The sequence below is a fragment of the Arthrobacter sp. zg-Y1143 genome, assembly GCF_030125565.1.
Classification (GTDB): Bacteria; Actinomycetota; Actinomycetes; order Actinomycetales; family Micrococcaceae; genus Arthrobacter_B.
In genome coordinates, this window is the sequence record NZ_JASKLW010000012.1 from 210,092 (window position 1) to 230,281 (window position 20,190).

The window sequence follows — 20,190 nt, forward strand, 5'->3', positions numbered from 1 at the left end:
ACAACGAAGGGGGCCGGTGCCGAAGCGCCGGCCCCCTTCGGGGAATGGAATGTCCTAGCCGTTGGAGGGGCTGGTCGGTGCCGTTCCCGTCTCGCTGTTGGTGTCTGTGCCTGCGTCGGTGGCCTCGTCCGAGGGAACCACGGAGGGTGACTCCGACGGCGTGGGGGAGGGCAGGTACTGCTGGTAGAACGGCTGGTCGCCGTTGACCACGGGAATGTTCAGGCCGGTCTTCTCAGCGCCCATCTGCAGCTGGGCGTCGATGCCGTCACCGGCGGGAACTTCGACGGCACTGACGGTCACTCGCTCGGGGGATTCCTCCTCGAAAACGACCTTGTCTCCGGCCGGAAGGTTCCACGTCAGCGTGGAGCCGCCCACGGCAAGCGTGAAGGACTGGGAGTTCGAGGAATCGTTCAGGACGGTGCCGATCAGCCGGCCCGGATCACCGTTGCCGTTGCTGACCACCAACAGGTTGCGCAACTGCAGGTCGCCCACGTTCTCGACAATGCCGTCCGAGGGGGAGTACTCGCGGGTGGTTGCCTGTTCGTTCACAGCGCTGCAACCTGCCGTGCCCAGCATGCCCAGCGCGATGACGCCGGCCGCAGCGGCGCGGCGGACCCGGTTCTTGGGTGTGAATCTCACAGCACAAACTCCTGAAGTATTACGGTCTACAGACCTGAGGCTATCTTTGGTGCCTAGCCTATCGGCTAAACGGGGAAAAACTGGATTCCGAGGTCGGTTCCGGAGGGTGCGGCAGGCGCATCAAACTACCTGCAAGAGGCGGAATACTACCCACCCGGGACGCCAAGAGGTACCTGACCTGCGAAAACTCTACTCGGCGTGTCGCATCTCTGGTAAACTGAGGGCCGGGAAAGGGGAAAGACCACATGGTTTTTGAGGTTGGCGAAACAGTTGTTTACCCTCACCACGGTGCCGCGAAGATCGAAGAGATCAAGATGCGAACCATCAAGGGCGAAGAGAAAATGTATCTCAAGCTTAAGGTGGCCCAGGGTGATCTGACCATTGAAGTACCGGCTGAGAACGTCGACCTCGTTGGGGTGCGCGATGTAGTGGGCAAGGAAGGCTTGGAGCACGTCTTTGACGTACTGCGGGCCGAGCTCACTGAAGAGCCCACTAACTGGTCGCGCCGGTACAAGGCAAACCTGGAAAAGCTCGCGTCAGGTGATGTTGTCAAGGTAGCGGAGGTCGTCCGCGATCTCTGGCGCCGGGACCATGACCGCGGGCTGTCTGCAGGCGAGAAGCGAATGCTCGCCAAGGCACGCCAGATTCTTATTTCGGAACTGGCACTTGCTGAAAAAACGGATGAAGACCAGGCGGCAGTTGTGCTTGACGAGGTACTCGCAAGCTAGGCTACCGATTCATTTTCCTGCAATTGCCGGTCCTTCGGGGCCGGCAATTGTTGTTTTCCGGCCGTTTTCCGCCGCTAAGGTGGAACGGTGTCCCCATCATTTTCCTCCCCACGGCGCATCGGCGTTGTTGTTGTAGCCGGCGGTTCCGGCCAGCGCCTGGGCTACGGCATCCCCAAGGCAGCTGTTCCGCTCGCCGGTGAGCCGATGCTCGCCCACACCCTGCGTGCAGTATCTGCCGCAGGCATCGCCTCCGCGGTTGTGGTTGCCGTGCCTGCCGGCGACACCGTGATGCGCGGCATCTGCGCCGCCCCCGAGTTCACCGCCCCCGGATGCCCGGACCTCCGGGCCGTCGACGGCGGAGCCAGCCGGCCCGAATCGGTGCGTGCCGCGCTGGCAGTACTGCCGCAGGACCTAGACGCCGTCCTGGTCCACGATGCCGCCCGGGCGCTGACACCTCCGGAGGTTTTCCTGCGGGTAGCTGCCGCACTGGCGGACGGCGCGCAGGCAGTCATCCCCGCTGTGCCCGTGGTGGACACCATCAAGGACACCGAGCCCGTCCAACCGGCTGCCGGCGCGGGGGCCGCCCGCCGCGTCACCGGTACCCCGGACCGCTCCCGGCTGCGCGCCGTCCAGACACCGCAGGGTTTCGAGGCCGCCCTGCTCCGCAGGGCCCACGACGCCGCACTGTCCTTCGACGAGGCGCAGGCTGCCTCCGTGACGGACGACGCCATGCTGGCCGAATCCCTGGGTGTCGAGGTCTACGTGGTCGAAGGCTCCCAACTGTCCCTGAAAATCACCACCCCGCTGGACATGGTGCTCGCAGAAGCGATCCTTTCCGGCGGCTACCGGCATCCGGAGAACTGACATGAGCATGCCCCGCACCGGAATTGGCGTGGATGTCCACGCCTTCACCCCCGAATCCGCGCCCCGGCCGCTGTGGGTTGCGGGCCTGCACTGGGAGGATGAACGCGGCCTGGCCGGCCACTCCGACGGCGATCCGGTGGCGCACGCCGCAGCGGACGCGCTGTTCTCCGCTGCCGGCCTGGGTGACCTGGGCACGCATTTCGGCACCGATCGCCCCGAATATGCCGGCGCCGCGGGTGTGGTGCTGCTCCGCGAGGCGGCACGGATCGTGCGCGAGGCCGGGTTCGAGATCGGCAACATCGCCGTGCAGTTGATCGGCAACCGCCCCAAGTTCAGCCCCCGCAGGGCCGAAGCCGAAGCGGTCCTCAGTACGGCGGCCGGTGCACCCGTCAGCGTCTCCGCCACCACCACCGACGGACTGGGTTTCACCGGCCGGGGCGAGGGAATCGCCGCCGTGGCCACCGCCGTCGTCGCCTCCGCAACCCGCTGACCCCCAGCCAATCCGGGACCCGGGCACGGGCGGTTTCGGCTAGCCTAGAGCAGTGAGCTTGAGATTCTATGACACGGCGACAGCGCAGGTCCGGGACTTCGTTCCCCTGGTGGAGGGAAAGGCCAGCCTCTACTACTGCGGTGCCACCGTGCAGGGACTCCCGCACGTAGGGCACATCCGTTCCGCCATCGCCTTTGACCAGCTCACCCGCTGGCTGCGGTACCGCGGCCTGCAGGTCACCGTGGTGCGCAATGTGACGGATATTGACGACAAGATCCTGGCCAAGGCCGCCGATTCCGTCGGCGCGGACCCGGCCCCCGGCGTGGTACCGGACGAGCCGTGGTGGGCGCTGGCGTACCGCTTCGAGCAGGAATTCGCCCGGGCCTATGACACCCTCGGCGTGCAGCGGCCCACCTATGAACCGCGCGCCACCGGGCATATCCCGGAAATGCACGCCTTGATCGCCACGCTGATCGAGCGCGGCCACGCCTATCCGGCCCTGGATGACTCCGGCGACGTGTACTTCGACGTGCGCTCCTGGGAAAAATACGGGTCCCTGACCCACCAGAGCATCGAGGACATGCAGGCTGCGCCCGACGCCGGACCCCGCGGCAAGCGCGACCCCCGGGACTTCGCGCTGTGGAAGGGGCATAAAGAGGGTGAGCCGGACACGGCCGCATGGGACAGCCCGTGGGGCCGCGGCCGGCCCGGCTGGCACCTGGAGTGCTCTGCCATGGTCACCAAATACCTCGGCACCGAGTTCGACATCCACGGCGGCGGACTGGACCTGCGGTTCCCGCACCACGAAAACGAGATGGCCCAGTCCCAGGCCGCGGGCCACGGCTTCGCCAACTTCTGGATGCACAACGGCATGGTCACCTTCGAGGGCGAAAAGATGTCCAAATCCATCGGCAACACCGTCAGCCCGGCTCAAATGCTGGAGGCGGCCAGCCCGCGGGTGGTCCGCTACTACCTTGGCCAGGCCCACTACCGTTCCGTGCTGGACTACCGGCCCACCTCCCTGCAGGAGGCCGCTGCCGCCGTCGAGCGCATCGACGGGTTTATCGCCAAGGCAGCCGCCAAGGCAGCCGCGGCTGATGCCGGGCCACAGGCCGTTCCCGAGGCGTTCGCTGCGGCAATGGATGATGACTTGAACGTGCCGCAGGCCCTGGCCGTGCTGCATGAGACGGTGCGTGCCGGGAACACGGCACTGGCCGAAAACGACGCCGACGCCGCCGGGCAGGCGCTCCGCGCCGTCCTGGCGATGACATCCGTCCTGGGACTGGACGATGCCCGTGAGGCCGAGTCGTCGTCGCCCGCCGACGCCGCCCTGGACGCCCTGGTGCAGGACCGCCTGGCCGAGCGGCGGCAGGCCCGGGCGGAGAAGGACTGGGCCCGCGCCGACGCGATCCGTGACGCGCTGGCCGCGGTGGGCATCACTGTGGAGGACACTGCCGACGGCGCGTCCTGGAGCTTCGCCTGAGCCGAACCCCCGGACCCGGGAGCGGGTGTCCTGCAGCCCGGCCGGACACTGCGTAAACTGAAAGGGAATGCTTTCTTCTAGTAAAGGTGTAACCGATGGCCAACAATGGACGTCCCGGCGCAATGCGCAAAGCCAAGAAGGGCCCCAGCGGCGGTACCGGCGGGCTCGGCCGCAAGGCCCTCGAGGGCAAGGGCCCCACACCCAAGGCTGAAGACCGCCCCTACCACAAGGCGTTCAAGAACAAGCAGCTTTCCGAGCGCTCCGCTGCCAAGCGCGGCGACTCCCGCGCCGGCGGCCGCAGCGGCACCAACGTCCGCGGCAAGGTCGCCGAAGAGGTCGTCACCGGCCGCAACTCCGTGGTGGAAGCCCTGCGTGCCGGCATCCCCGCCAAGGCCCTCCACGTTGCCGTCCGCATCGACATGGACGACCGTGTCCGCGAATCCCTGAAAATGGCCGCCGAACGCGGCCTGCCGGTGATGGAAACGCACAAGCCGGAACTGGACCGCATGACCAACGAGGCCGTGCACCAGGGCCTGGTCCTGCAGATCCCGCCGTACGAATACGCTGATCCCACGGACCTTGCCTCCGAAACCATCGAGGCTTGGAAGAAGGGGCACATCCGCAACGCGCCGCTCTTCGTGGCCCTGGACGGAATCACGGATCCCCGCAACCTCGGCGCGATCATCCGCTCCGCTTCCGCCTTCAGCGCGCACGGCGTGATCGTGCCCGAGCGGCGTGCCGTGGGCGTCACCGCGTCGGCCTGGAAGACCAGTGCCGGTGCTGCCGTCCGCGTTCCCGTGGCCCGCGCAGGCAACCTGAACAACACCCTGAAGACGTTCAAGAAGATGGGCATCTTTGTCCTCGGACTGGACGGCGACGGCGACGTGTCACTGCCGTCGATCGTGCTGGCCAAGGAGCCGATCTGCATTGTGGTCGGCTCCGAGGGCAAGGGCCTGTCCCGCCTGGTCCGCGAGAACTGCGACCAGATCGTATCCATTCCGATCGATTCCGCCATGGAGTCGCTCAATGCCTCCATGGCTGTTGGCATTACCCTGTACGAAATTTCCCGGCAGCGCTCCGCCTAGTCCTCAGGTTCCGCCTCCGGCAGCAAAGGGCACCATGGCACACGTGATTACCGGTACCACCGCGGGCAGCGCACCGAAGCGGGACTCGCGGCCCCTTCCGCTGGGCCTCCGGCACGCGGTGCCCGGTGTGCCGGAGGTGCCCGGAACCGTCAACGTGTCCGTTTACGCTCCGGGCGTGCCCGCGCTGGACATTTACTACGAGACGGCGCCGGGCAGCTGGAAATCGGCGCCGCTCACGGATACGGTGCTGGGCATCCACCACGGCCGGGTCCTCGGGCTGCGGCCGGGCAGCCGGTACGGTTTCTGGCCGCGGGGCGCGGACCTTCCCGCGGAGCCGGGAGGGTTCCAGCTGCTGCTGGATCCCTACGGCCGCGGCATAGAGGAAGCAGACAGTGGCTCCGACCCCGTCTATTTCTCCGTTTACACGGGCTCGGCTTTCGACTGGGGTGATTCAACGCGGCCGTACACCCCGTGGCGGGACACGGTCATATACGAGGCCCATGTCCGCGGCCAGACCATGCTGCATCCCGGAATCCCCGAAGAGCTCCGCGGAACCTACGCCGGCATGGGGCACCCGGTGATGGTCCAGTACCTCCAGGACCTGGGCATCACCGCCGTGGAACTGCTGCCGGTGCACTTCCACGCCGATGAGCTGCACCTGCAGGAGCTGGGCTTGACCAACTACTGGGGGTACAACACTCTCGGTTTCTTCGCCCCGCATGCCGGGTACGCTACGGAGGCTGCCCGCCGGGCCGGTGCCCAGGCCGTGCAGGACGAGGTCAAGGCAATGGTCAAGGCCCTGCACGAAGCCGGCATCGAGGTCCTGCTGGACGTGGTCTACAACCACACCGCCGAGGGCAAGGCCGAACGGCCGGCCTTGAGTTGGCGGGGGCTGGGGGATGAAACCTACTACCGGCACGGTCCCGACGGCGGATACGTGGACACCACCGGGTGCGGCAACACGCTGGATTTCAGCGAGCCCCGTGTGGTCCAGCTGGCCCTGGATTCGCTGCGCCACTGGGTGCAGGAATACCGGGTGGACGGTTTCCGCTTCGACTTGGCACCTACGCTGTGCCGTGACGGTGACGGAAAGTTCAACCCGCGGCACCCCTTCCTGGTGGCGGTGGCGGCGGATGCCGTGCTGCAGGACGTAAAACTCATTTCCGAACCGTGGGACGTGGGCCCGGACGGATGGCAGACCGGCCGCTTCCCGCAGGGCTGGGCGGATTGGAACGACCATTTCCGCGACATCGCCCGGGATTTCTGGCTCCGGGACCAGGCGGCGCTGGCCGCCGGCGGCGAAGGCGGTTCCATGGGCCGGCTGGCCGGTGCGCTGGCCGGCTCCTCTGAACTGTTTGCCGGGTCCGGCCGCACCCCGCTGGCGTCCATCAACTTCATCACCGCCCACGACGGCTTCACCCTTGCCGACCTGACCACCTTCGAGCGCAAGCACAATGAGGCCAACGGGGAAGAGAACCGGGACGGGACCGGCGAGAACCGCAGCTACAACCACGGCGTCGAAGGGCCCACCGACGACGAGCGGATCAACGCGGGCCGCGCCCGCACCGCCCGGAATCTGATGGCCACGCTGACCCTGTCCCTGGGCGTTCCCATGCTGACTGCCGGCGACGAGACCGGACGCAGCCAGCGCGGCAACAACAACGCCTACTGCCAGGACAATGAGCTCTCCTGGCTGCACTGGGACTTCGACGACTCCGCCCGGCGGATGCTCTCGACCACCCGCACGCTCCTGCGCCTGCGCCGCGAATACCTGGCCAGGCAGCCGTACCACTTCCCGGCCGACCCGCGGCAGTCCTTCCTGCTCTGGTTCGACCAGGACGGCTTACCCATGACCCCCGAACGCTGGAATGACCCGCGCACCCGGCTGGTGCAGGTTTTGATCGGGTCCGGCGACGGGGCGCTGAACGGGTCGGTGGTGCTCAACGGCGGGCTGCACGACGTCGGGATCCGGCTGCCGGACGCCGAAGCCCTGTCAGCGGCGCGCCGGGACGCCGGCATCAGCCAGGACGCGGGAGCAGGACCCGACGGTACGGACCTGGGGTACGAACTGGTGTTTTCCACCGCCGATGTCCCGGGCGAGGCAAACCGGCACGGTGCCCGTCTGCCGGCCGGGGAGACGGACACTGTGCCCGCGAATTCCATCAGCCTCTACCGCGCCGCCTAGCCGGTCACGGACGGGCCGCGCCGGTACGGTGCCCGTCCGTGCAACACCGGCTAAGAGGCGTTGGCCACCAGCCCCAGCTCGGCCTTGGACGCCAGGCCTGAATGGGTCGGGAGCACCCGAACGGTGTAGCCGAACGGTCCGGCCTGCTCAATCCGGATGGTGCCCTTGAACATGTGCCGTCCCGAGCCCAGGTCCTCCTCCGGAGACAGTTCCTGGAGCCGGTGTCCGCTCAGGCGGTCATTTTCGGTGACCATGCCGTAGGCCACTTCCACGCTGACATCCTCGGGCCGGAGCGAACCCAGGGAGACGTAGGCCTGTACGGTCAGGCTGTCGCCGATCTGCGGGTTCTCACTGACACCCACCGAATCCACGTGCTCCACCTGCACGGTGGACCAGCCGTCCCGGACCCGGGTGATCCACAGGGCCAGTTCCTTGGCGGCGGAGTATCCCTCCGCCGTCATGGCCCGCCCCGACGAGCTTGCCGGCCGGTACAGCCGGTTCACATAGTCCTTGAGCATCCGCGCGGCGGAGACGTTCGGGCCCAGGTCCGCGAGGGTGTGCTTGACCATTTCCAGCCACTCGTGCGGCAGGGAATCGGCGGGCGGTTCGGAAGGGCCGGCCGCGCCCGCATCTGCGGGGGGCTCGGCACCGTAGAACATGGGTGCCACCGAGTTCTCCAGGAGGTCATACAGTGCTGCCGCCTCGATGTCGTCGCGCTGGTCCGCGCTGTACACCTCCCGGGTGCGGGTGCCCTTGCTGGGGTTGGCGGAGGGAATGGCCCAGCCGTTGTTGCCGTCGTACATTTCATCCCACCAGCCATCAAGGATGGACAGGTTCAGGCCGCCGTTGATGGCCGACTTCATGCCGGACGTTCCAGATGCCTCCAACGGCCGCAGCGGGTTGTTCAGCCACACGTCGCAGCCGGGGAACAGGGTCCGTGCCATGGCAATGTCGTAATTGGGCAGGAACACAATCCGGTGACGCACCGCCGGGTCGTCCGTGAAACGCACCAGGTCCTGGATCATCTTTTTGCCCTGCTCATCGGCGGGATGGGATTTGCCCGCCACCACCACCTGGATGGGCCTGGTCGGATGCAGCAGCAGTGCCTTCAGCCGGGCCGGATCCCGCAGCATCAGGGTCAGCCGCTTATAGGTGGGCACGCGTCGCGCAAAGCCGATGGTCAGCACGCCCGGGTCCAGGACGTGCTCGCTCCAGGCCAGTTCCGCGTCCGAAGCCCCCCGCTTGCGCCAGGCGTTCTTGACCCGCTGCCGCACGTCCTGCACCAGGTTGCTGCGCAGCTTCCGCCGCAGGTCCCACAGGTCCTTGTCGTCGATCTCGTATGCCCGGCCCCAGTCGCGGTCGTGGACGGTGGACACACCGAACTTTTCGCTGGCCAGGGCCGTCACCTCCGGATCAATCCAGGTGGGGACGTGCACGCCGTTGGTGACCGAGGTGATGGGCACCTCGGAGACGTCGAAGCCGGGCCAGAGGCCGGAGAACATTTCCCGGGACACTTCTCCGTGCAGTTTCGCCACGCCGTTGGCCCGCTGCGCCAGCCGCAGGCCCATCACGGCCATGTTGAACTTGGACGGGTCGCCGCCCTCATAGTTCTCCGCGCCGAGCGCCAGGATCCGGTCCGTGGGGACCGACTGGGCCAGCCCGGCACTGAAGAAATGGCGGATTTGGGCCTGCTCGAACCGGTCAATGCCGGCCGGCACCGGGGTGTGGGTCGTGAAGACCGTGGAAGCGCGGGCAACGGTCAGTGCTTCCTCCCAGGTCATGCCCTCATCCATCAGCTCCCGGATCCGTTCCACGCCCTGGAACCCGGCGTGGCCCTCGTTGCTGTGGAAGACCTCAGCCGCGGGAGCATGGGTCAGCCGCTGGAACACACGCAGCGCCTTGGCCCCGCCCATGCCCAGCAGCAGTTCCTGCTGCAGGCGGTGGTCTCCGCCGCCGCCGTAGAGCCGGTCGGTGATGCCGCGGGCGGCGTCGTCGTTGCCGATGACGTCGGAGTCCAGCAGCAGCAGCGGAACCCGCCCGACGTCGGCGCGCCAGATCTGTGCCGTCAGCTGCCGGTTGTCCGGCAGCGGAAGGGCGATTTTGGCCGGGCTGCCGTCCTCCTCCCGCAGCAGGGTCAGCGGCAGGCCGTTGGGATCCAGCACGGGGTAGGTTTCGAGCTGCCAGCCGTCCCGGGACAGCGCCTGCTTGAAGTAGCCGGCCTTGTAGAGCAGCCCGACGGCTATCAGCGGCACACCCAGGTCCGAGGCGGCCTTCAAATGATCGCCGGCCAGGATGCCCAGGCCGCCGGAGTACTGCGGCAGCACGGCGCTGATGCCGTACTCAGGGGAGAAGTAGGCAATGGACTGCGGAGCGTCCTCGCCCAGTCCCTGGTACCAGCGCGGTTCATGGAGGTATTTGTCGAGGTCTTCGCCCAGGTCCTGGATGACGGAGACCAGATGCTCATCCTGGGCAATGCGCTCAAGCTTGTCCCGGCTTACGGTGCCCAGCAGCTTCACCGGATCGCCGCCGCTGGTACGCCAGGCTTCGGGGTCCAGGCTCTCGAACAGCCGGAGCGTGGGCTGGTGCCAGGACCAGCGCAAATTCCAGGCCAGCCGCCCGAGGGGCTCAATGCTGGGAGGTAGGACAGTGCGGACGGTAAATCTGCGGATTGCCTTCACCCCGGTTAGGCTAGCGCACTTCGCGGCGGCATAAACCGGAATAACTGACAAAAGCAACGGAATTTCCCGCAGGCCTTGAAAAGCAGGTGAAACCCGGGCCCACCTGCGGCGATTCCCGCAAAAAGTACGTTGCCTTAGCATTCTGCCCAAAATCTCGCTAACGTCTAGTCTGTGACCACATCCAGCGCATTGACACCAGAAGACCTGCCGCCCAAGGACCTCCGGTTTGGCCGGATACCCGTAACCAATGTGTCCCCCGTGGTTGAGTACGGCCGTTTCCCCGCCAAAGCCGTTCCGGGCGAGGACCTGGTCATCGGTGCCACCGTATTCCGCGAAGGCCATGACCTCGTGGGTGCCAGCGCTGTGCTGTACGACCCCCAGGGCAACGTGGCCGCCCGGAACCGGATGCACCCGGTCGGCCTGGGCCTGGACCGCTGGGAAGGAATGCTTCGCCCCGCAGACACCGGGCGCTGGAGTTTCGCCGTGGAGGGTTGGGCCGACCTCTACGCCACCTGGCACCACAACGCGGAAGTGAAGATCGCCGCCGGTGTCGACGTCGAGCTGATGCTTACCGAAGGCCACCACCTGTTCGCGGCCGCCGCAGCGGAGCGCACCGGGTCCGACGCAGACGTCCTGCGGTCCGCTGCAGCAGCGCTCGCCGATACCGGACTGCCCGTCGAGGAGCGCCTGGCCGCCGCTGCCACCTCCGCAGTGACCGAAGTGCTGGACCGCGATCCCATCCGCGACCTGGTCACCAGCTCTGACCGGTTCCCGATCCTGGTGGAGCGCGAGCTTGCCGGCCGGGGCGCCTGGTACGAATTCTTCCCCCGCTCCGAAGGCGCGGTCCTTGATCCGGCCACACGGGAGTGGACTTCGGGAACCTTCCGCACGGCCGCCCGCAGCCTGCAGCGCGTGGCGGACATGCAGTTCGACGTCATCTACCTGCCGCCGGTGCACCCGATCGGCGCCAGCCACCGCAAGGGCCCGAACAACACGCTGGTCGCCGGCCCGCAGGATCCCGGATCGCCCTGGGCCATCGGCGCGGCCGAAGGCGGCCACGACGCCATCCACCCGGACCTGGGCACCTTCGAAGATTTTGATGCCTTTGTGGACACCGCCCGCGGGCTTGGGCTGGAAGTGGCCATCGACCTCGCCCTCCAAGCTTCCCCCGACCATCCCTGGGTGCAGAGCCACCCGGAATGGTTCACCACCCGCGTGGACGGCTCCATTGCCTACGCGGAGAACCCGCCGAAGAAGTACCAGGACATTTATCCCCTGAACTTCGACAATGACTACGAGGGCCTGGCGCAGGAGATCCTGCGCATCGTGCGCCTGTGGATCAGCCACGGCGTGCGGATCTTCCGCGTGGACAACCCGCACACCAAGCCGCTGCGCTTCTGGGAATGGCTGATCAGCACGGTCAATGACGAGTTCCCGGACGTCATTTTCCTGGCCGAGGCCTTCACCCGCCCGCCCATGATGCATGCCCTGGCCAAAGCCGGGTTCCAGCAGTCCTACAGCTACTTCACCTGGCGGAACTCCCGCAAGGAGATCGAGGACTACTTCACCGAGGTCTCCCATGACTCGGCGGCGTTCTTCCGTCCGAACTTCTTCGTCAACACCCCCGACATCCTCACCGAGTTCCTGCAGTACGGAGGCCCCGGCGCCTTCAAGATCCGTGCGGTGCTGGCGTCCACCGGCAGCCCGCTGTGGGGCGTCTACGCCGGCTACGAACTCTTTGAACATGTGGCCCGGCCCGGGGCGGAGGAGTACATCGACAACGAAAAGTTCGAGTACAAGCAGCGTGACTTCGCTGCCGCCGAAGCAGAGGGCCGCAGCCTGGCTCCCTACATCACCCGGCTGAACGAGATCCGCCGCAGCCATCCCGCCCTGGGCGACCTGGAGAACCTGACGGTCCACTCCAGCACCGACGAGGCGACGGTGGTCTACTCCAAGCACAAGCAGGTCCGGCCCGGTGATCCGTCCAGCAGTGACACGTTGATTATCGTGGTCAATGTGGACCCCCACAGCGCCCGCGAATCCACGGTCAGCCTCGACCTCGATGCCCTTCACCTGACCCCTGCGGACTTCAACGAAGACGGCACCTTCTGGGTGGATGACCTCATCAGCGGCCAGAGCTGGCGCTGGGGAGCCCACAACTACGTCCGACTTGACGCCCATTTTGAACCCGCGCACATCCTGTCCGTTCGGAGGAACTCCTAGTGCCCAACCCGTTTCAACTGCACGCACCCGGCTTGACCAATGATCCGCATTGGTACCGCAAGGCCGTTTTTTATGAAGTACTTGTCCGCGGCTTCGCGGATGCCAACGGGGACGGATCAGGTGACTTCAGCGGCCTGATCGAAAAACTCGACTACCTGCAGTGGCTGGGCATCGACTGCCTCTGGCTGCCGCCGTTCTTCAAGTCGCCCCTGCGCGACGGCGGCTATGACATCTCCGATTACTACGACGTCCTGGACGAGTTCGGCACCATCAGCGATTTCAAGCGCCTGGTGGCCGAAGCGCATGCGCGCGGACTCCGCGTCATCATCGACCTGCCGCTGAACCACACCTCCGACAAGCACCCCTGGTTCGAGGAGTCCCGCAATGATCCGGACGGCCCCTACGGGGACTTCTACGTCTGGTCGGACACGGATGAGAAGTACGAAGACGCCCGGATCATCTTCGTGGACACCGAGGAATCGAACTGGACCTTCGACCCGGTCCGCCGGCAGTTCTTCTGGCACCGGTTCTTCAGCCACCAGCCGGACCTGAACTTCGAGAACCCCAAGGTTGTCGAGGCGATCTTCGACGTCGTCCGGTTCTGGCTGGACCAGGGCATCGACGGGTTCCGTGCGGATGCCATCCCGTACCTGTTCGAAGAAGACGGCACGAACTGCGAGAACCTGCCCGCCACGCACCGGTTCCTCAAGGACCTGCGGACCATGGTGGATGAAAACTATCCGGGCCGGGTCATCATCGCCGAAGCCAACCAGATGCCGCACGAAGTGGTGGAGTACTTCGGCGACGAGACCGGCGACGAATGCCACATGTGCTTCCACTTCCCGATCATGCCGCGGCTGTTCTACGCGCTGCGGGACCAGAAGGCAGCCCCCATCATCCAGACCATGGAGGAAACCCCGGCCATCCCGCCGGGCGCACAGTGGGGGACCTTCCTGCGCAACCATGACGAGCTGACCCTGGAAATGGTGACCAATGAGGAACGCCAGGCCATGCTCGGCTGGTACGCCCCGGATTCGCGGATGCGGGCCAACATCGGCATCCGGCGCCGGCTGGCTCCGCTGCTGGACAACTCCCGTTCCGAAATCGAACTGATCCACGCGATGCTGCTGGCCCTGCCGGGCAGCCCGTTCCTGTACTACGGGGACGAGCTGGGCATGGGCGACAACATCTGGCTCGAAGACCGGGACTCCTCGCGCACGCCCATGCAGTGGAACCCGGACCGCAACGCCGGGTTCTCCACGGCTGATCCGGGAAAGCTGTACCTGCCCGTGGTCCAGTCGCTGGTCTACCACTACAACCACGTCAACGTGGAGGCGCAGCTGGCCAGCTCCAGCTCCCTGCTGCACTGGATCCGGCAGATGATTATGGTCCGCCGGGCCCACCCTGCCTTCGGGCTGGGATCCTACCGGAACGTGCCCACGGACGCAGAGGCAGCCCTGGCCTTCGTGCGTGAGCTTCCGGACAACAACCCGGAAGGAGAGCCGGGGGAGACGATGCTGTGCATCTTCAACCTGTCCCAGCACCCTATTTCCGCGTCCATGAAGCTGCCTGAATTTGCCAACCGCGGCCTGCGCGATGCCTTCGGCGGCACTCTCTTCCCCACCATTGGGGATGACGGGGCGCTGACCCTGACCCTGGGCAGCCATGACTTCTACTGGCTGCGCCTGCGGTCGGTGAAATCCGACACCTCTTCGCCGCAGACCGAAGCTATTCCCATGATTCCAATCTCGGAGGCCGCACGGCGATGACCCAGCTGAACCCGTCCCTGCCCGAAATCCTGACGTCCTGGCTGCCCGGCCAGCGATGGTTCCCGGCCAAGGGCCGGGATGTGCTGCTGGAACGGGTCGGCGGCATCCGCCTCGAGGATCCCGACGGCGAGGTGGGCATGGAAGTGCACCTCATCGCCGTCGTCTCCGGCGACCGCCGGGATGTGATCAGCGTGCCGGTGAGCTACCGGTCAAACGCTGCGCCCGAACTCGAAGCGTCCCTGCTGGGACGGGCGCACCACGAGGAACTGGGGGAGCGGTGGCTGTACGACGCCACCGCCGACCCGGTGTTCGTCACAGCCTGGCTTGAACTCATGCGGGCCCAGGCATCATCCCTGGACGGCCACACCCACGGTTTTGCCCAGGACGGCTTCGAGGACTGGGAGCCGTTTGTGGAACCGCTGCCCACCAAGCTGCTTAAGGGTGAACAGTCCAACACTTCGGTGGTCGTGCAGGCTCCCGAGGCACCGTTGATCGTCAAGTTCTACCGCGTTGTGGCCGCCGGCGTCAGCCCCGACGTCGAGGTCAGCGCCCGGTTGACCGAGGTCGGCTCGGTGGATGTGCCGGCAACGTACGGGTGGGTCACGGGCACCTGGAAGGATATTGCGGACGAAACGGGGGAAACCCTGCTGACCGGACACCTGTCCGTCCTGCGCGAATTTTTCCCCGGCAGCCAGGACGCCTGGCGGATCGCCTCCGCGGCAGCCCTTGAGGGCAGGGACTTCTCGGCAGAGGCCGAAGAGCTGGGGGCTGCCACCGGCCGGATCCACCAGCAGCTCGCGGCAGCTTTCGGCAGCCGTCCGCCGTCGGCGATTGAACGCGCAGAGTTCCTGTCCGCGCTCAGCGCCCGGATCCGGTGGGCTTGGAAAGAAGCCGGCGAAACAGTGGGTCCCTTCGCGGACGCCGTGGAGTACCTGCTGGAGCAGCTCGGAAACCTCCAGACCCTGCCCAACCTGCAGCGGATCCATGCCGATTACCACCTCGGCCAGGTGCTGCGCGCACCTGAGCGCGGCTGGATCGTCCTGGATTTCGAAGGGGAGCCGCTGCGGCCTGCCGCGGAACGCAGCGTTCCGGATGCCCCGCTGCGCGACGTCGTCGGAATGCTGCGCTCCATTGACTACGCAGCCGGCGTCGCCCTGATCGACGGCGCTGCCGGCGAAGATGCTGCCGGCGAAGAGTATGGAGCTGACGCCGTGCAGCGCAACGAGGCCGCCTACCGCTGGGCTGCGGCCGCCTCGGATGCGTTCCTGCGCGGTTACGAGAAGGAAACCGGCACCGCCATCAACCGCAGCGACCCGCTGTTCCTGGCCCTGTGGCTGGACAAGGCGCTGTACGAAGTTGTGTACGAGATTCGAAACCGTCCCCGCTGGGTCAGTGTGCCGGCTAAAGCCGTTCGGCAGATTCTGGCCCAGGCCGAGAACGCCATGCGTGCGGACGACGACAGCCAGGAAGAGAGCACCATGAATAAGCCCCGCAAGCCGCGGTCCGCAGCAGCCACCGCCGAACCCGAGGCTCCCGATGTTCCGGCTGCCGGCAACCCGGACACAGCAGCACCGGCCCCGGCGCCCGTACCCGTGACCGAAGACGTGCTGCAGGCCGTATCCGAAGGCCGCTATTACCAGCCGCACGCCGTTCTCGGTGCCCACGCAAACGAGTCCGGAACGGTGACCATCCGGACGCTGCGCCCGCTGGCGCAGGAAGTCGTTGCCGTGACGCCCGACGGGCGGCTGCCGCTTCGGCACGAGTACAACGGCATCTGGGTAGGCGCGCTTCAGGCAGGGACCCCCGGTACTGTGCCCGACTACCGGGTAGAGGTGACCTACGACGGCGTCGAACCCCAGGTGTTCGACGATCCCTACCGCTTCCTGCCCTCACTGGGGGATATGGACCTGCACCTGATTGGCGAAGGCCGGCACGAAAACCTGTGGACCGTTCTCGGCGCCAACCTGCACCACTACAACTCAGTACTCGGCGACATCCACGGCGTGAGCTTCGCCGTCTGGGCGCCGAATGCACAGGCAGTGCGCGTCAAGGGCGATTTCAACGGCTGGAACGGTGCCATTAACGCCATGCGCTCCCTCGGCGGATCCGGCGTCTGGGAGCTTTTCCTTCCCGGCGTCGAACCCGGTGCCCGCTACAAGTACGAAATCCTGGGCAGCGACGGCGTGTGGCGGGAAAAGGCCGACCCCATGGCCAAGGGCACCGAGGTGCCGCCCCTGACCGGATCCCGCGTGGTCGAGTCCACCTACACGTTTGAGGACGCCGAGTGGATGGAAGCGCGTGCAGCACGCGATCCGCACAACTCGCCCATGAGTGTGTACGAAGTGCACCTGGGCTCCTGGCGCCTGGGCCTGAACTACCGCGAGATGGCCGACCAGCTCGCGGAGTACGTGGCATGGCAGGGCTTCACCCACGTGGAATTCATGCCCGTGGCCGAACACCCGTTCGGCGGCTCCTGGGGCTACCAGGTCACCTCGTACTTTGCCCCCACCGCCCGTTTCGGGCATCCGGATGAGTTCCGCTACCTGGTGGACCGGCTCCACCAGGCCGGTATCGGCGTCATCCTGGACTGGGTGCCGGCACACTTCCCCAAGGACTCCTGGGCGCTGGCCAAGTTCGACGGCCAGACCCTCTACGAGCACGGCGATCCGCTGCGCGGCGAGCAGCCCGACTGGGGCACGCTGATCTTCGATTACGGACGCCGCGAAGTGCGCAACTTCCTGGTGGCCAATGCGCTTTACTGGCTCGAGGAGTTCCACATTGACGGCCTGCGCGTGGATGCCGTTGCCTCCATGCTCTACCTGGACTATTCCCGGCCTGCGGACCAGTGGCGTCCCAACGCGTTCGGCGGACGCGAAAACCTGGAAGCGATCTCCTTCCTGCAGGAGGTCAATGCAACCGCTTACAAGCGGGTTCCGGGCATCGTGATGATCGCCGAAGAGTCCACGGCTTTCCCCGGTGTCACCCGCCCCACGAGCACGGGGGGTCTCGGGTTTGGGCTGAAATGGAACATGGGCTGGATGCACGACACCCTCGAGTACATGGCCGAAGACCCGATCAACCGCGTCTACCACCATGCCAAGCTCACGTTCTCGCTGGTTTACGCGTATACCGAGAACTTCCTGCTGCCCATCAGCCATGACGAAGTAGTGCACGGCAAGGGTTCGCTGCTGCGCAAGATGCCCGGTGACCGCTGGCAGCAGCTCGCCAACCTGCGCGCCTACCTGGCCTTCCAGTGGGCGCACCCCGGCAAGCAGTTGATCTTTATGGGCACGGAGTTCGGCCAGGAAGCGGAATGGTCCGAGCAGTACGGGCTGGACTGGTACCTGACGGATACCCCGCAGCACAAGGGCATCCAGCTGATGGTGAAGCAGCTCAACGAGATTTACCGCAACACCCCTGCCCTGTCCGACCGGGACAACGAGCCCGCCGGGTTCCAGTGGATCAATGAGAACGACGGGGCGCACAACGTCCTGTCCTTCATCCGATGGGATCATCAGGGAAATCCGTTGGTCTGCGTGGCGAACTTTGCCGGCGCTCCGCACGAGAACTTCCGGTTGGGGATGCCGTGGTCGGGGGAGTGGGTTGAAGCGCTCAACACCGACGCCGCCGAGTTTGGCGGATCCGGTGTCGGCAATATGGGAGTGGTCCAGGCGGTTGAAGGGGCGTGCAACGGCCAGCCTGCCTCGGCCACCCTGACCGTCCCGCCGCTCGGTGTCCTGTACCTGATGCCCAAGCAGTAGTACTGCGCACCGGCGGTGCAGCCGGTGGGATCGGTTTCTGCCTGGCATGCGTAAGCAGCCAGGCAGAAACCGTGCTAAGCTTAATTCCCGCGCTGATCGAGAGGTTCGAACGGTTGTGAGTCTGGGGAAGCAGGTCTTCCCGCCGGTTCGCCGGATGGACAAACGCCGGTTTGACACTCACGCAGAAGCGCGGCTAAGATAGAAAAGTTGCTCCGGAGCGACGCAGAGCTTTGATCCCGATGGATCAGTCTGCTGGTGCCGGAAGCAGTCTGTTGTTTGAGAACTCAATAGTGTGCCAAGTTTATTGATACCAATTTATTTTAATTGGTTGAATCGACTGTTCCGCCCACCCCGTGGGCTGGAATGGTTTTTTTAGCTGGTTTCGAATTTAGTGCAGTGCCTGGCGGCCAATTTTCCTTGGCCCCGGCATTGTGTCTGTATGAACATTTACGGAGAGTTTGATCCTGGCTCAGGATGAACGCTGGCGGCGTGCTTAACACATGCAAGTCGAACGATGACTTCTGTGCTTGCACAGAATGATTAGTGGCGAACGGGTGAGTAACACGTGAGTAACCTGCCCTTGACTTCGGGATAAGCCTGGGAAACCGGGTCTAATACCGGATACGACGGACCACCGCATGGCGGTTCGTGGAAAGCTTTATGCGGTTTTGGATGGACTCGCGGCCTATCAGCTTGTTGGTTGGGGTAATGGCCCACCAAGGCGACGACGGGTAGCCGGCCTGAGAGGGTGACCGGCCACACTGGGACTGAGACACGGCCCAGACTCCTACGGGAGGCAGCAGTGGGGAATATTGCACAATGGGCGAAAGCCTGATGCAGCGACGCCGCGTGAGGGACGAATGCCTTCGGGTTGTAAACCTCTTTCAGCAGGGAAGAAGCGAAAGTGACGGTACCTGCAGAAGAAGCGCCGGCTAACTACGTGCCAGCAGCCGCGGTAATACGTAGGGCGCAAGCGTTATCCGGAATTATTGGGCGTAAAGAGCTCGTAGGCGGTTTGTCGCGTCTGCTGTGAAAGCCCGGGGCTCAACCCCGGGTCTGCAGTGGGTACGGGCAGACTAGAGTGATGTAGGGGAGACTGGAATTCCTGGTGTAGCGGTGAAATGCGCAGATATCAGGAGGAACACCGATGGCGAAGGCAGGTCTCTGGGCATTAACTGACGCTGAGGAGCGAAAGCATGGGGAGCGAACAGGATTAGATACCCTGGTAGTCCATGCCGTAAACGTTGGGCACTAGGTGTGGGGGACATTCCACGTTTTCCGCGCCGTAGCTAACGCATTAAGTGCCCCGCCTGGGGAGTACGGCCGCAAGGCTAAAACTCAAAGGAATTGACGGGGGCCCGCACAAGCGGCGGAGCATGCGGATTAATTCGATGCAACGCGAAGAACCTTACCAAGGCTTGACATGAACCGGTAAGACCTGGAAACAGGTCCCCCACTTGTGGCCGGTTTACAGGTGGTGCATGGTTGTCGTCAGCTCGTGTCGTGAGATGTTGGGTTAAGTCCCGCAACGAGCGCAACCCTCGTTCTATGTTGCCAGCGCGTTATGGCGGGGACTCATAGGAGACTGCCGGGGTCAACTCGGAGGAAGGTGGGGACGACGTCAAATCATCATGCCCCTTATGTCTTGGGCTTCACGCATGCTACAATGGCCGGTACAAAGGGTTGCGATACTGTGAGGTGGAGCTAATCCCAAAAAGCCGGTCTCAGTTCGGATTGAGGTCTGCAACTCGACCTCATGAAGTTGGAGTCGCTAGTAATCGCAGATCAGCAACGCTGCGGTGAATACGTTCCCGGGCCTTGTACACACCGCCCGTCAAGTCACGAAAGTTGGTAACACCCGAAGCCGGTGGCCTAACCCCTTGTGGGAGGGAGCCGTCGAAGGTGGGACCGGCGATTGGGACTAAGTCGTAACAAGGTAGCCGTACCGGAAGGTGCGGCTGGATCACCTCCTTTCTAAGGAGCACCTCGAAGCGGATGTCCTTCCACAGTGTTGGATGTGTGCTTTGCAGGAGATGCCCATGTCGGAAGCATATGTTTTCCGGTGGGTGCTCAAGGGTGGAATATCAATGGATAGGCGCCGGCATGATTGCCTGGCATCAGTGAGTACGTTCCCTTTGGGGTTCTGGAAAGCGGTGCGGGCAGGTTACCGGTTGACCGTTTGGCACACTGTTGGGTCCTGAGACAACAGGGCTGTGGGGCTTCTTCCCTCTTTGAGGGGGTGGGGGTGTTCATGGTTGTGGTTTGTTTCTGTTTGTTCCTGCGCA

Annotated in this window: 11 protein-coding genes and 1 rRNA gene; 10 read left to right on the plus strand and 2 right to left on the minus strand. The window is 65.0% G+C overall.

Going from position 1 to position 20,190, the window contains the following annotated elements:
* Positions 1–54: 54 nt before the first annotated feature.
* The gene (locus tag QNN98_RS14270) at positions 55–639 is read right to left on the minus strand and encodes a hypothetical protein (RefSeq protein WP_227927044.1); all 585 of its coding nucleotides are present in this window, start codon (positions 637–639) and stop codon (positions 55–57) included.
* Positions 640–884: 245 nt separating this feature from the next.
* Here QNN98_RS14270 and QNN98_RS14275 point away from each other — a divergent pair, with 245 nt between their 5' ends.
* The 6 genes from QNN98_RS14275 (at position 885) to glgX (ending at position 7,474) form a co-directional block, all read left to right on the plus strand.
* The gene (locus tag QNN98_RS14275) at positions 885–1,367 is read left to right on the plus strand and encodes a CarD family transcriptional regulator (RefSeq protein ID WP_227913326.1); all 483 of its coding nucleotides are present in this window, start codon (positions 885–887) and stop codon (positions 1,365–1,367) included.
* Positions 1,368–1,454: 87 nt separating this feature from the next.
* A complete protein-coding gene (gene ispD, locus QNN98_RS14280) occupies positions 1,455–2,231 on the plus strand; it encodes a 2-C-methyl-D-erythritol 4-phosphate cytidylyltransferase (protein ID WP_283997995.1) in 777 nt (258 codons plus the stop codon).
* 1 nt (position 2,232) lies between these two features.
* Complete coding sequence (gene ispF, locus QNN98_RS14285) at positions 2,233–2,721, plus strand: 2-C-methyl-D-erythritol 2,4-cyclodiphosphate synthase (protein WP_227927042.1); 489 nt, start codon at positions 2,233–2,235, stop codon at positions 2,719–2,721.
* A 52-nt stretch (positions 2,722–2,773) separates the two neighbouring features.
* The gene (gene cysS / locus QNN98_RS14290) at positions 2,774–4,204 is read left to right on the plus strand and encodes a cysteine--tRNA ligase (protein WP_283997997.1); all 1,431 of its coding nucleotides are present in this window, start codon (positions 2,774–2,776) and stop codon (positions 4,202–4,204) included.
* Between the two features lie 95 nt (positions 4,205–4,299).
* Positions 4,300–5,289, plus strand: a complete 990-nt coding sequence (gene rlmB, locus QNN98_RS14295) for a 23S rRNA (guanosine(2251)-2'-O)-methyltransferase RlmB (RefSeq protein ID WP_227913330.1) — start codon at positions 4,300–4,302, stop codon at positions 5,287–5,289.
* Positions 5,290–5,323: 34 nt separating this feature from the next.
* Positions 5,324–7,474, plus strand: a complete 2,151-nt coding sequence (gene glgX, locus QNN98_RS14300) for a glycogen debranching protein GlgX (RefSeq protein ID WP_283998001.1) — start codon at positions 5,324–5,326, stop codon at positions 7,472–7,474.
* Between the two features lie 50 nt (positions 7,475–7,524).
* On the opposite strand, the gene glgP is transcribed toward glgX, so the two are convergent.
* On the minus strand, positions 7,525–10,152 hold the full coding sequence (glgP, locus tag QNN98_RS14305; RefSeq protein WP_283998003.1) for an alpha-glucan family phosphorylase: 2,628 nt from the start codon (positions 10,150–10,152) through the stop codon (positions 7,525–7,527).
* A gap of 171 nt (positions 10,153–10,323) precedes the next feature.
* Here glgP and QNN98_RS14310 point away from each other — a divergent pair, with 171 nt between their 5' ends.
* The 4 genes from QNN98_RS14310 (at position 10,324) to QNN98_RS14325 (ending at position 19,879) form a co-directional block, all read left to right on the plus strand.
* Entirely contained in the window at positions 10,324–12,375 is a 2,052-nt protein-coding gene (locus QNN98_RS14310) for an alpha-1,4-glucan--maltose-1-phosphate maltosyltransferase (RefSeq protein ID WP_283998005.1), read from the plus strand.
* Complete coding sequence (gene treS, locus QNN98_RS14315) at positions 12,375–14,144, plus strand: maltose alpha-D-glucosyltransferase (RefSeq protein WP_227913333.1); 1,770 nt, start codon at positions 12,375–12,377, stop codon at positions 14,142–14,144. The genes QNN98_RS14310 and treS overlap by 1 nt, the downstream gene beginning before the upstream one ends.
* Entirely contained in the window at positions 14,141–17,905 is a 3,765-nt protein-coding gene (gene glgB / locus QNN98_RS14320; RefSeq protein WP_283998007.1) for a 1,4-alpha-glucan branching protein GlgB, read from the plus strand. The genes treS and glgB overlap by 4 nt, the downstream gene beginning before the upstream one ends.
* 446 nt (positions 17,906–18,351) lie before the next feature.
* Positions 18,352–19,879, plus strand: a 16S ribosomal RNA gene (locus QNN98_RS14325).
* Positions 19,880–20,190 lie beyond the last annotated feature (311 nt).